12 protein-coding genes are annotated in these 13,643 nt (G+C 54.3%); all 12 read right to left on the reverse strand.

The window, feature by feature from the left end; translation table 11 throughout:
- Positions 1-28: 28 nt before the first annotated feature.
- The 12 genes from ruvB to ACY1JZ_RS11815 all read right to left on the reverse strand — a co-directional run bounded on the left by ruvB (position 29) and on the right by ACY1JZ_RS11815 (position 13,514).
- The gene (ruvB, locus tag ACY1JZ_RS11760; protein ID WP_462629304.1) at positions 29-1,060 is read right to left on the reverse strand and encodes a Holliday junction branch migration DNA helicase RuvB; all 1,032 of its coding nucleotides are present in this window, start codon (positions 1,058-1,060) and stop codon (positions 29-31) included.
- Between the two features lie 16 nt (positions 1,061-1,076).
- Entirely contained in the window at positions 1,077-1,691 is a 615-nt protein-coding gene (ruvA, locus tag ACY1JZ_RS11765) for a Holliday junction branch migration protein RuvA (protein WP_270164608.1), read from the reverse strand.
- Positions 1,688-2,191: a crossover junction endodeoxyribonuclease RuvC gene (gene ruvC, locus ACY1JZ_RS11770; protein ID WP_462629305.1), complete on the reverse strand. Its 504-nt coding sequence runs from the start codon at positions 2,189-2,191 to the stop codon at positions 1,688-1,690. Before ruvC ends, ruvA begins: the two co-directional genes overlap by 4 nt.
- A gap of 353 nt (positions 2,192-2,544) precedes the next feature.
- A complete protein-coding gene (locus ACY1JZ_RS11775; protein ID WP_462629306.1) occupies positions 2,545-3,351 on the reverse strand; it encodes an alpha/beta hydrolase in 807 nt (268 codons plus the stop codon).
- A gap of 196 nt (positions 3,352-3,547) precedes the next feature.
- The gene (locus ACY1JZ_RS11780) at positions 3,548-5,035 is read right to left on the reverse strand and encodes a serine hydrolase domain-containing protein (RefSeq protein ID WP_462629307.1); all 1,488 of its coding nucleotides are present in this window, start codon (positions 5,033-5,035) and stop codon (positions 3,548-3,550) included.
- Between the two features lie 42 nt (positions 5,036-5,077).
- A complete protein-coding gene (locus ACY1JZ_RS11785) occupies positions 5,078-6,064 on the reverse strand; it encodes a LacI family DNA-binding transcriptional regulator (RefSeq protein ID WP_270164613.1) in 987 nt (328 codons plus the stop codon).
- 58 nt (positions 6,065-6,122) lie between these two features.
- Entirely contained in the window at positions 6,123-6,947 is an 825-nt protein-coding gene (locus ACY1JZ_RS11790) for a carbohydrate ABC transporter permease (RefSeq protein WP_462629309.1), read from the reverse strand.
- Positions 6,947-7,828: a carbohydrate ABC transporter permease gene (locus tag ACY1JZ_RS11795; RefSeq protein WP_462629310.1), complete on the reverse strand. Its 882-nt coding sequence runs from the start codon at positions 7,826-7,828 to the stop codon at positions 6,947-6,949. The genes ACY1JZ_RS11790 and ACY1JZ_RS11795 overlap by 1 nt, the downstream gene beginning before the upstream one ends.
- A 101-nt stretch (positions 7,829-7,929) precedes the next feature.
- On the reverse strand, positions 7,930-9,294 hold the full coding sequence (locus ACY1JZ_RS11800) for an ABC transporter substrate-binding protein (RefSeq protein WP_462629312.1): 1,365 nt from the start codon (positions 9,292-9,294) through the stop codon (positions 7,930-7,932).
- Positions 9,295-9,392: 98 nt separating this feature from the next.
- A complete protein-coding gene (locus ACY1JZ_RS11805) occupies positions 9,393-10,049 on the reverse strand; it encodes a BofC C-terminal domain-containing protein (protein ID WP_462629313.1) in 657 nt (218 codons plus the stop codon).
- Between the two features lie 171 nt (positions 10,050-10,220).
- Entirely contained in the window at positions 10,221-11,339 is a 1,119-nt protein-coding gene (locus tag ACY1JZ_RS11810; protein WP_462629314.1) for a GNAT family N-acetyltransferase, read from the reverse strand.
- 453 nt (positions 11,340-11,792) lie between these two features.
- Positions 11,793-13,514, reverse strand: coding sequence for a LysM peptidoglycan-binding domain-containing protein (locus tag ACY1JZ_RS11815; RefSeq protein ID WP_462629315.1), 1,722 nt, complete (start codon positions 13,512-13,514; stop codon positions 11,793-11,795).
- Between the last annotated feature and the right edge of the window lie 129 nt (positions 13,515-13,643).

The raw sequence follows: 13,643 nt of genomic DNA on the forward strand, positions 1-13,643 counted from the left end.
GGTCATCTCTCCCTTTCCTCCAACGCTTCTACTCCGAATCGCTGCCACCTGGCTCGCTTGGCTCGCCCGGAACCGGCAGGCCAAGATGATGATAGGCTTGCGGAGTCACAACCCGACCGCGCGGCGTCCGCTGCAGGAAGCCAATCTGCATCAGGTACGGTTCATAGACATCCTCAATGGTCTGCCCTTCCTCTCCGATCGTAGCCGCTATCGTATCCAGCCCGACAGGCCCGCCGCGAAAGCTCGTGATCATCGCGCGCAGCATCTTGTGATCAATCTGATCCAGCCCCCGCGGGTCCACCTGGATCATCTCCAGCGCTGAGCTTGCCAGCTCGTTCGTAATAATTCCGTCGCCTCTCACCTGAGCGAAGTCCCGCACCCGCTTGAGCAGACGATTCGCAATCCGCGGCGTGCCCCTGGAGCGGAGCGCGATCTCCTCCGCGGCCTCTCCGATCATCTCCACACCCAATATATCGGCTGCACGCGAGACGATGAACGCCAGCTCCGGCACCGTATAAAATTCCAGGCGGCTCATCACCCCGAAGCGATCCCGCAGCGGCGCGGACAGCAGTCCGGCCCTTGTCGTCGCGCCGATCAGCGTGAACTTGGGCAGATCCAGCCGAACCGAGCGAGCGCTCGGCCCTTTGCCAATCATTATATCGAGCGCGAAATCCTCCATAGCAGGGTACAGCACTTCCTCCACTGTACGGTGCAGCCGGTGAATCTCGTCGATGAACAGCACGTCGCCCTCCTGCAGATTCGTCAGAATCGCCGCCAGATCTCCTGGACGCTCGATAGCTGGCCCGGAGGTTGTGCGCAGATTGACGCCCAGCTCGTTGGCGATAATATTGGACAGCGTCGTCTTGCCAAGTCCAGGCGGCCCATAGAGCAGCACATGATCCAGCGCTTCCTTGCGCAGCTTGGCCGCCTCGATATAGACCTTCAAATTTTCCTTCGCATGCGATTGCCCGATATATTCCGCCAGATAACGGGGGCGCAGGCTCAGCTCTACTGCCTGGTCTTCCATCATCAGATTGGCTGATATAATTCTCTCTTCCATACCGCCTCGCCTCCTGTCAGCCTTTGAACAGCCACTGCAGCGCCTTCTTCATCAGGACATCCACCGACTCCTCACCGGCTGCAGTGTCCTTAATGCCGTGCCACGCCCGATCCAGCTCCGCAGAGGTATAGCCAAGCGCTGCCAGCGCCTCCTTCGCCTCATCCCAGGCGAGGTGACCACTCTGCAGCTCGCTGCTCTCCGCGGAGAAGATCCCTCCATCCACAGGCAGCCCCGACAGCTCCAGCTTGTCCTTGAGATCGAGCACCATGCGCTGGGCGGTCTTCTTGCCGATACCCGGCAGCTTGGTCAGGAAGGCGAGGTTCTCCTGCTGAATCGCAGCAATGATCGTCTCCGGCTTGCCGCCTGCGAGGATGCCGAGCGCCACCTTGGGACCGATGCCGGACACCTCCAGCAGCTTGCGAAACAGCTTCTGCTCCTCACGGGTAGCGAAGCCGAATAGCTGGATGGCATCCTCCCGCACATGATGGTGAATATATAGGGTAACAGGCCCTTCCGTCCGCTGAAAATAATAGGGGTTCGGAGTGAACACCCGGTATCCGATATCGCGGACATCGACCACCACATAGTCCGTCTCCAGATGGACGACGGAGCCCTTAACAAAGTCGATCATGTGCCTTGCACCTCATTCATTTTATTGAGCAGCACAGCAGAGTGGGCGTGGCAGATCGCAATAGCGAGCGCATCCGCCACATCATCCGGCTTCGGTACCGCCGATAGCTTCAGAAACATCTTCACCATCTCCTGCACCTGCCGTTTCTCCGCCTTCCCATAGCCGACAACGGCCTGCTTCACCTGAAGCGGCGTATACTCCGCCACCGGTATGCCGCGCTGGGCGGCCGCCAGAATGATGACCCCCCGCGCTTGCCCGACCGCGAACGCCGTCGTGACATTGCGGTTGAAGAACAGCTTCTCCACCGCCATCGCATCGGGCTTATAGCGCTCCAGCAGCGCGCAAGCCGAGTCATAGATTTGGATGAGCCGCGTTTCCTGCGGGGTGTGCGCTTCCGTCTGAATCGCTCCGTACTGCACAGGCACCAGCTTGCTGCCTACCTTGTCGACAAACCCGAAGCCGGCTATCGCAATGCCCGGATCTATTCCTAATACCCGCACCGTGTTCTCTCCCATCTTCATACTGCCTATGTATCGCTAACTATCTATCGTTCATTATAGCATATGTTCGTAGTATGTTCGCACCTTCCTTTTCCGCTATCGATATGCGGGGGTAGAAGCCGGTGCCTCATAGAAAAAGCCGCATTGCTCTTCTTATCCGGGCAAGCTGTACTAGATCAGCTTACAAGATACCATACCGGAGAAGATGTTTCAATGCGGCATTTGTCACGTGCCAGGACTGCATACTTCACGCCCTCAGGGGCGGCTTGTACAGGCGGATACATATCCCCTCAGCGCTATGCTATCAAGCATAGCTCACCGGCTTGATAGGGAGGATACAGCTACATGTGAATTTATCTGCTGTCGCTGCTTGCTTGGGTTGCCCAATCGAGCGACAGACTGATATATTCATTCCAGAAATCCCATGTGTGGCCGCCAGGCGTCTCGTGATACACATGCGGAATCTGTTCCTTGGTCAGGAAATCCCGGAACTCGTGATTGACATCCAGCAGGAAATCCTCACTTCCACAGGCGAGATATAGCTGCGGAATTTCCGCCTGCTCTTGCTGTAGACGCCGGATGAGAGCCTCCGGGTCCTTATCGCTCCCGGTCACCTGCGTCAGATCGCCGAATACCCTTGTAAAATAATTGTAATCGGCGACACCGTCGGTATAGCCCGGTTCGGCATTGGCGATACGATAGGTGAGGATCGCCGAGGACAACGCAATAATTTTCCCGAAATGCCCGGCATACTTCAAGCCGTTGCGGATCGCCCCGAATCCGCCCATCGACAGGCCGCCGATCCACGTATCCTCACGCTGCTCGGACAGCGGGAACATGCGCCGTGTAAGCTGAACCAGCTCCCGACCGACGAATTCTCCATAGCGGGCTCGCTTGTCCTCGTCATCGACATAGAAATGGTTCTCTCCTGACGGCATAACCACGGCGATGCGATAGCGATCCGCCAGCTCTCGAATACGCGAATAATGGAGCCAATCCGTGTAGGTACCGGAGTAACCGTGCAGCAGATACAGCGTTCGCAGCTTCTCGCCGCTTGCCGCCGCATGGCCCGGTATCGGGGAATCGATCGGCAGCAGCACATTGAATGTCGTCTCCCTGGACAGACATAGGGAAAAGTAACTAACCTGAATAAGTGCCATCTTCGCAATGACCTCCTGCATTATTAGATTTCTTCCTGCATGACTCTAGGGCGTGTCTGAGAACAGACGGGTCGAGATGTTCTTGAACGGTTTTCAGACATGACCTAATCAAGTTTCTCTTCGATTGCCCCATTATCCTGCTACGATCCAAAGTATGGGGCAATTTCCAGATAAGTAAGCTGTTATCATTCATCGTTCATATGTCGCTTGTTATGCCTCTCATTCGATAGTATACCGGATGAAAGCTCAGATGCTCATAGTGAATCTCTACATTCTGCTTATCGAACACGAAGAGACAGCGGTCATAATGCGGGGAGCCCTGCGGATAATGGTGCAGCACAAATGTCGCAGCATCCTGCCAGCCTCCCTTGGCATGGGATACGCCTCCTGCAGCAGCATGATTCATCTGCCAGTTGCCTAGCCCGCATATAAGCTGCTGCGAGCGTTGATCGCCTGCCCATTCCAGTATGCAGCGATTGTCTGAGAAGGTCAGTGCAATCTGCTTCAGCCCGAGCTCATTATCCTCCAGCTCATAGCAGCGGCGGCCTGTCCACCCCTCACTGCCCGTTCCACTGGGCGGCCCTAGCTCCAACGAGGCCAGCTTGGCGGCCAACCGCTGTCCATCTGCCGGATCCGTCACAGCCAAGAAACTCTTCTTCATGCTCATGGCAGGCAATAGATGCTCCCATACACCATCCAGAACCGCCTGCATATCGTTCAACCCGCCATGGATCGCCAGGACGGCATCGTATTCAGGCAGAATAATGCAGTATTGGCCAAATGCGCCATCCGCCCGAAAGGCTTGATGCCGGCACCTCCAAAACTGGTAGCCGTAGCCTTGCTCCCAGTCCAGTTGAACATTAGCGCCTGTCTGCTTGGCGCCCTTCCCATTATCAACCTGGCAGGCAGTCGCACGCTCAATCCACGCCCGCGGCACAAGCTGCTGCCCCTGCCATCTCCCCTTGCGCAGCAGCAGCTCGCCGAACCGGGCGACATCCTCGGTACGAAGCCACAGCCCCCAACCACCCGCAGCCACTCCTCCCGGCGCATGCTCCCAGCGCGGACGCTGTATGCCGAGCGGATCGAAGAGGCGGGTCTGTACATAATCTGCGAGCTTGCTGCCGCTTACCCGCTCAAGAATCGCTCCGAGCAAGTGGGACGCTCCACTATTGTACAGAAAGTGAGTGCCCGGCTCTGCTTCGATCGGCAGCTCCATAAAGCCGCGTATATCATCGCCATCCGTGCAATCCCCGATACGCGCCGTTGTCCTGCAGTCCATAAACGCCGGAGTGACGATGAACCGGGTCGTATCCTCCCGGTGTCCGGTAGTCATCGTCAGCAGATGCTTGATGGTCAGCCGATTGAACCTCTCGTTCATGCCTGGAGGACGAAGGTCAGAGAGGTAATCCAGCACTCTCCCCTCCTCTGCAATCAAGCCCTCCTGCACCGCCACTCCGATCGCCATGGAGGTGATGCTCTTCGTCAATGAATACACCGCGTGGGCATCCTGCGGCCCATAGGGCTTCCACCAGCCTTCGGCGATCCGATGGCCGTGGCGCAGCAGGATGAAGCCATGCAGCTCCAGCTTCTTCTGCTCCATATCTTCGATGAATTGCAGCACGCCTGCCGGGGCCACCCCCTGGAGCTCAGGGGTGCTGCGCGGTAATATAGCGGTCTTGCTCATAGCTCTTCCCTTCTTTCCTGCAATGCTGCGCCATACCCGTAATCATCCTGTCGTCTCCCTCTCGACCAGCTTCACCGGGAAGGTGCGCATCATGGGCACCTCCATCCCATCAAGCTGCCGAGCAACGAGCTCAATCGTATATTCGCCCATCTGTTGAATCGGCTGCTGGATCGTGGTCAATCGCGGTGAGAGGAGCGAGGCCAGCTCTACATCATCATACCCGATGAGCTTGATGTCCTCCGGTATGCGTCGATTCAGCCGATCGCAGGCCTGGATAACCTCCGCAGCAATCACATCACTGCTCGTGAAGATGCCATCCACCTGCGGATGCTCCTGCAAAAACCGGGCAATCTCCTCTCCGCCCCTGCCTGGAACAGACGAGTCCAGTTGCAGTTGCAGCGGCCTCAGCCCCACTTCAGCCCACTGCTCCTCGAATCCCTGTGCGCGTGCATTGGCGAGCAGCGCCTGATGATGGGGCCCACCGATGCCACGATAGACGAAGGCCACCTCACGGCAGCCCTTCTCCATGAGCAGTCTGGCGGCAAGCCTTCCTCCCATATGATTATCTGAGGTGACGATGGGAATATTCTCTGCCACCGTCCGGTCGAAGGACACAATCGGGAGATTCAGATGGAGGTAGTGCTTAATATTCAGAACCGAGCTGCCCATAATAATGGCATCCACCTGATTCTTCTTGAGCATATCAATATATTGCCGCTCCTTGGACACATCGCGGTGCGAATTGCAGAGCAACAGCTTATAGCCTCGTAGGTCGGCATAATATTCAAGATGGTACGTCAGCTCGCTGAAGAATGGGTGCGATACCGCTGGAATAATTAATCCAATCATGTTCGACTTTCTGCGAAACAGGGCGCGCGCCATTTCATTAGGCTGGTAATTCAATTCCTTTATCGCTTGCTGGACATTGTTTCTTGTCTTCTCACTAATATATCCTCGGTTATTCAGTACTCTTGATACGGTTGTGACCGAAACCCCCGCACGGGCGGCCACGTCTTCAATTTTCGGCATATCCTACCACCTTGTTTTTAAGCCAAGTATAAACCAGCCCATTCACTTTTTCAGCCCTTTACTTCAAGGCGCCCTGCGTCACACCTTTAATAATATGGTTTTGCAGCAGCAGATAGAGCACCAATACCGGGATGACCGTCATCACCAGCCCCGCCATTAACGGCCCATAGTCGACCGAATAGCTGGAGAAGAAGGAGTACGTAGACAGCGGCAACGTCTTATGCTCAGGAGACAGCAGCACAAGGCTCGGTAGCAGATAGTCATTCCATATCCAGAGTACATCCAGAACGATTAGCGTCATCATGACCGGCCTGAGCAGCGGCACGATAATTTGGAAGAAGGTTCTCAGGCGGGAGCTGCCTTCTATGAAGGCCGATTCCTCCAGCTCATACGGGATGCCTTTGATGAAGCCGTGAAAGGTGAAGACACCGAACGGGATGCCAAAGCCCATGTACATAAACAGCAGCGTTGACTTCATATTGAGCAGGCCCATATTGCCGTACAGCATGACCAGCGGGATCATCAGCACTTGGAATGGGAGCGTCATCGATGCGAGCATCAGGAAAAATAACACGCAGTTCACCTTCCACTTGAAGCGGACGAACAGATAGCCCGTCATGGAGGCGAACAACAGAATGAGCAGCACCGCAACGACCGTAATGAGCAAGGAATTCATGAAGGACTTCAGGAAGTTCATATTCTCATACGCATTCAGATAATTGTCCAGATTGAAGCTGGTCGGCAGCGCCAGCGGATTCTCCACAAAGTATTGCGTCTTCTTGAAGGAATTCATCATAACGAGCAGGAACGGAAATAGGAAAGCAAATAGCATGATGTAGAGTGCAGCCGACTTCAATGAGCCCGCATAGCGTTTCGAGCGCATTACGATTCGACCTCCATTCTCTTGAGCAGGTACGATTGTGTCAGAGCGATCAGGGCGACAACCGCAAACAGCACGATGGCCTCAGCCTGGCCGATGCCGTATTGATTGGATAAGAAGGCCTTCTGCACAATATGATACGATGCCAGCTCTGTCGAATTGAAGGGCCCCCCCTTAGTCAAGGACAGGTTAATATCATAGGTGAGAAACGAGCGCGACAGCGAGATAAAAATACAGATGACGACGGCGGAGACGGACAATGGCAGTATAATCTTCCGTATCATCGCCGATCGACTCGCACCATCGATACTCGCTGCCTCCAGCACATCATTAGGCACGCCCGAAAATCCCGCGATATAAATAATCATCAAATAGCCAGCGAGCTGCCAAGCCGTAGCAATGACGAGCGCCCAAAACGCCGTGTCGGTGTCCGTCAGCCAGGATGTTTCGAACCAGCTCCAGCCATAGGTTTGCCCCAGGTAGGGCAGCACCTGCGAGAACAGCATCTGCCATAAGTACCCCAGCACGATGCCGCCGATCAGATTCGGGGTAAAAAATCCGGTTCGCAGCCACTTCTCTCCCTTTAATCCGCTGGTCAGCGCAAGCGCGATGAAGAAGGCGACGACATTGGACAGCAGCACCGTACAGAACACATACTTGATGGTGAACCAGAGCTGCGTCCAGAAGGCTTGATCCTTCATGACCTCCGTGTAATTGGCCAGCCCGATTAATGTGCCATCGCCAGTACGCACATCCCAGTTCGTGAAGGTCAGGTAGACCCCAACCAGGAACGGAACCAGAACAACTGCGGCAAAGGCAAAGGTGGAGGGTCCTGCAAACAGCAGGAACGTTCCCGAATTTCTCCAAACCATTTTTTTATTCATATGCAAGCACCCTTTGCAGCCTTATTTGCACCCTTATCCATAACTGAAGGGCGAATGGCAACCACTCGCCCTTCCTTCTTAGTCGCTGTCCTCTGCCTGGCTTACTTGCCGGCGTAGGATTGCCAGTAAGCCTGTACCTCAGCGGCCAGTCCTTGGCGATCGAGCTTGCCAACCAGATATTTCTGCATCGAGGCTCCTGTCTTGGCCCAGTAATCTTGTGGGAAATAGTTGATCACGCCGATATTGATCACTTTGCCTTGATCGACATACTTCGCCAGAGCGTCGGAGATCATGTTATTGCCCGTGGCCTTGACATCCTTGTATGGGAGAGCAAGCCCCATATCAGTGACAATCGCCTTTTGTCCTTCCTCGCTCGTAACGAGCCATTCGATGAAGGCTTTAGCCGCTTCCTGCTGATCGGCAGAGGAGCCGGAATTATCAATCGCGAGCAGCTTCGGCTCACTATAGGCAACCTGCGTATTGCCAAAATCCGAGGGCTCATTGCTGATCGGCACAGGGATGATGCCGAATTCCTGATCACGTCCCTCCAGTGAGCCGATGACAGCCCAGGTCCAGTCGCCCATGAAGTAGAAGGCGGTCTCTCCCTTGGCAAAATCCGTGCTGTCCTTCGTGTAATCGGCGACCAGCGGGTCCTTCTGACGGGCATTATACTGCTTCAGCAAGTCAAATGTGTCCATCAAGCCGTTAAATTGCGGATTGTCCGTTAGTTGTGCCTCTCCACCCTTCAGCTTCTCCACAAATGCCCGATTTTCTTCGACATTGCTAGACTGCAGCGAGTAGGTCAGACCGAGATAGTGAGCGCCTAAGGACCAGTCGGCACCGTGCAGCATGACTGGTGTTTTGCCTGCTGCGGCAATCTTTTTGAACAGTGCTTCCAAATCATTGCGGGTCTGAATCGTCTGCGGATCGAACGGGCCGCCGATTGCCTCTTCTACGACACGCTTGTTATAGAGCAGACCATAGCCTTGAGCCGTCCACGGTATGCCCAGAAATTTGCCTTCCAGCAGCGCGCCGTCGACGGCTCCCGGCTTGGTTAATTGCTCATACTTGGACTTCTCGGACTCCAGGTCAAGGAATTTATCTTGGTATTGTACAATCGTTCCGGGATCGAGATTGGCTATCGTCGCCGGGTTCCCCGATGCCAGCAACGACTGGAACTTCTCAAGCTGTGCGCCGCCAATCGGCGTCGGGATCAGCTCGATGGTGACTTCAGGATGAAGGGAGTGATACGTTTCGAACAGCTTCTCGAACACCCCATTCACTTCGGCTGCCGTATTGAAAAAGGTCAACTTAACATTTTTGGCTGTCTGCTCTCCGGTACTGGTTCCGCCTTGCGGCTCTCCCCCGTTCGGATTCGCAACATTGCTCTTCGAGCATGCAGACAACACGCCCCCCAGCAGCAGCATTACACTCAAGGCCAGCACCATACTCTTGTTTAATTTCAATTGTGTCTCCCCCTTAAAGAATGAAATGAATGCGCCTTCATTACCATTATGATAACCGGTTGACATACTTTGTGTCAACCGGTTATCATGAATCATTTCTAGTCATGATGGGTTGAATTCATTACCCGCTTGCTGCGCGGCCCCCTCATTGCAAATTCGCTATAGGAGGACAGCATGCTATGGTATTCGTCCACATCACAGATCCGAATTCCTTTAGCCAATGCCTGCAGTTGTTCTTTGGGCAGACTGCTCTCCATATAGCTCATATCTAGCTGGAAGAAGGTACGCATCACTTTCTCATCAGCCGGAGGACCCTCAAACAGCGTGAAATTCCCCAGCTTGTCCAGACTAAAGAATACCTTGCCCTTGCAGTCCTCTGCCAAATCCTCAATCTTCTCCGTCAATATAGCCTCTTCTTGCCCTTTCAGTTGAATCGTCCAGTGGGGGTGCTCATCCAGCAGCTTCGTGATTGCAACGGCGCTCAGCTTTCCCAAAGCGCTGGCCTCCTCCCCGCACACATATTGCTTCCTTAGCACAACCTTTAACACGCCGTCATCACTCATTCGTGCAAGAGCGGCTCTGCCCTGCTGATGATATTCGTCTTCCTGTTGCGCGGCATGCAGCACGGTTGGCTGCGACATCAGAACAATAGGTGCTAAGAACAGAAGCAGCCCCAGTCCTCCCAATGCCCAAAGCGGCCTTCTTCCCTTGCGCAGCCGCCTTTTTAGCTTCTTCCACAAGTTGAACGCCAACATAACAGATGCTCCCTCCTGTTTTTGCTTGTAGCATCCCCCAGGTCAAGGGAGACTATGCGCAATTTGGGCAGCTTGCTTGCTGTCCCCTCTCCGCATAGTCTGTCATGACGAGTTTTAGAGCCATCCTTCATAGGATGGCCCTGCATTTATCTCGCTGTATTCAACGATCAGTTAGAATTTATCAATCATATACCAGAATAAGGGCAGCGGGAACCATCCTGCCGGCGCGTCAACTGCCATATAGCGACTGTGTTGCGTAAGCAATAGCGCCTGAGACTGCTGCTTATTCAGGACGGCCGCTCCTTGCTTGGCAGACCGCTCGACCGTCACGCCACTCGCATCTACTCGTGCAGTAACTGGCTGACCGTCCATGATTGCGGAGAATTCCCCATGAATAAGCCCTATGGTCTTCAATTTGAGTGTCAGATAAGCCTTCAATACATTGGCGAAATCCAGAATATGATACATATCTGAGGTCTCGATAACATAATCCTCCGCCAGGCTGCCAAGCGTCGCATTTAGAGCCATGTCATATTCCGGGGTACAGATAGAAATCCGCTCTGCTTTGCTATATCCCATATAAGCCTTAATCGTCCGTGCAATGTCTTCTGTGTTTTCCATCGCAAATTCAGATATTTCATCACCTGCTTTGTTAACGACCAGATACCCGATTAACTTATCTTTATCCAGAACGCCCAGCGCCTTTTGATGGAGGGTGTTGAAGATAAGGGGCATTTGCTGTACATTACGCTCAACATAAGCAGACCGCGCGGTGTTGATACGATGCGCAAAGGATTCTGCTCCTTCAACCTCAAATAACGCGGAGAAGCGTATTTCTGTGTCGTTCACATGTCCTAAGGCATGACGCACGTTCGCTCCTCCCACGAAATACTTGAACTTTACACCGCCAAGTGTGAAGCCGAAATACTCATATCTCTGTCGCTGGCCATATAATACGACCATATCATACGTATCCCGCAGCTCTTCAAGCCACATGTTCATAAGTACCTTCATATGTCCTTCGCCACGCGCACGGGGGTGAACCGATACGGTACCCAAATAGCAAGCTCGCAGCGTATCGTCACATACCGTCAGTGTCTCAGGAAAGACAGCCACCTGCGCTCGCAGTCTGCCTTTCTCATCCTCAGCAACCATATGCATCGCTGAAGTATCTACGTTTTTGTCATACGCCTTGGGCATTAAGGTTTCAAAATCAAAGTGAAAGGCATAGTTGGCTAGATCTATGTATTCCTCGCGTTCACTCGGTGTTGCCTTTCTGTATTTCATCATTTGCCCCTACCTTTCAATCTAGGGCGTGTCTGAACACTCTGAACGGATCAGATCTGGCCGAATTTTCGTTCCAGGCAAGGCGCTTTTTCGCAGGCGTACCGGGGGTACGTCAAGAAAAGGCAACGCAGCATGGGGCGAAAAGGCGGGGAGAGATGCCCTTGAACGGGTGTTCAGACACGACCTAATTGGATAACTCCCCTTCACACTATAATTCAACAAGCTGATTCATTAACCTTCTGTTTTACTTCTATAAAAAATGGGAAGCTAAGGTTAGCATATGTTGCGGAGACATGCCCATCGGTACCCTTCCATATAGCTCCAGCCCAGTTGAGGCTGTGGAGCGATCTCCTCCATATCCTTAGATAAGCCAGATAGCCCTGCAACGCATGAGGATATGCGCTACAGGGCTGATTCCCCCTTGAGTTTTTATCTCTGTAAAGTCATAATGGCAAGCTATCGATTAATCCAAGGCCTGTTTTTGCCGCGAGATTGCGACGATGTTCTTGTTGTGCTCTGTACCGTCACCTTTTTAGATGCCGGCTTGTTCTTGCGCTTGGCGGCCTGCGGCGACTTCACCTCTGCCTTGGCAGCAGTCTCCTCCGCTCTAAGCTTCTCTCCACAGCCGCATGGCTTCTTCATTTCCTTGCCCCCCGCATAATAGCCAGAAGGCTGCACATTGGCGGGTAGAGTCATCTGTGGTGCATCATTGCCCCATAACGGGGCGTTGTTGACGGAGGCTCCTCCCCATCCAACAGGCTGGTTCGAGGACATACTGCCCCAGCCCGCCTGCTGGTTCGGGGACATGTTGCCCCAGCCCGCCTGCTGGTTCGGGGACATGCTGCCCCAGTCTGCCTGCTGGTTCGGGGACATGCTGCCCCAGTCCGCCTGCTGGTTCGGGGACATGTTGCCCCAGTCCGCCTGCTGGTTCGGGGACATGTTGCCCCAGTCTGCCTGCTGGTTCGGGGACATGCTGCCCCAGCCCGCCTGCTGATTCAGGGACATGTTGCCCCAGTCTGCCTGCTGGTTTGGCGATCCATGTCCCCAACCCTCTACTGCCTGTGTGCCCTGAACATCCACCCCGGGGAACCCGGATGGCGCATTGCTGAGCATCGCTGGCATCGCAGACGCCCCATGTTCATAGCCGCCCACTTGGTATCCTGCCGGGGAGTGCCCTCCCGACTGCGCCTGCGGCATCGCTGCATAGCCACCATAGGGATTCATCCCATAAGGAGCATAGCCGCCCCATGGGTCAAGCTGAGGCAGAGCAGCATCATGAATGGGCGACATTGGCGTATTCCCATACAGATTAGAGGAAGAGTACGCATTCGGGCCATAGTACGCCGGTGCAACATTGACTGGTTGAAGTTGATTATGGGCTGCTTGCTGCAAAGGCATAGGATAGGCCTGGTAGGCGCCCATGTGAGGACTCTGCTGGACAGGAGATAGTTGCTGAGGCATTTGTGGCATCTGCGGCATGGCTGGAACAGAGAACGGCTGTAATACAGGCATCGCTTGGATGTCCTGCTGTTTGAACAGCGGCTGGCTCGGCTGCTTCTTGGCAAGCGGCTGTTCCTTCTCCTTCGGTTTCGCTGCCTCAGGCTTCACCACTGGCGGCGCTGGCTTCACCTCAGGCTTCGGCATCGGTGGCGCTGGCGGCTTCACCGTCTCAGGCTGGACAACCGGCGGCGCTGGCGGAGGAGTAACCGGCTTGGGGGCGGTAAGCTCCTTTTTGGGCATAGGTGCAATCTGTTCAGTAGATACCTTGCCCGCGGGAGAGACGTTCGATGGTGCATTCGGGGCCGTTGCACTGGGTTGCGCCAGGCCTGGCAGCATGGTACCCGAGTGGCTCTCCTTTGGAATATTGACGATCTCACCTACCGTAAGTACGTTTGGATTGCTAAGCTGCGGGTTGGCCTTGATCATATCGTTGAGTGGGATTCCCCAAGCCTTTGATAGCTTCCATAACGTATCACCCTCGACAACGACATGCTGGTGCATCATTTCTGTCTCATGAGGCTTGGGGGGAGCAGATGGAACCTTGACCTTCATACCCACATCGATGACATTCGGATTGGCAATATCTGGATTAAGCTTGATGACCTCATCCAGGGACACCCCATACTTCTGCGAGATGGTGTACAAGGACTCGCCCTGCTTGACAATATGGATTTTCACGCGGCATAAACCTCCTATCACGTTCTTGGGCTACGGGCTACGGATTGCTTAGACGCCCTCTGTAGACCACTAATCGTTACATCCTATGCACAACATGGGCCGATGTCCCCTCATATCGCAAAAAAAACC

The sequence above is a fragment of the Paenibacillus sp. J5 genome (assembly GCF_054955055.1).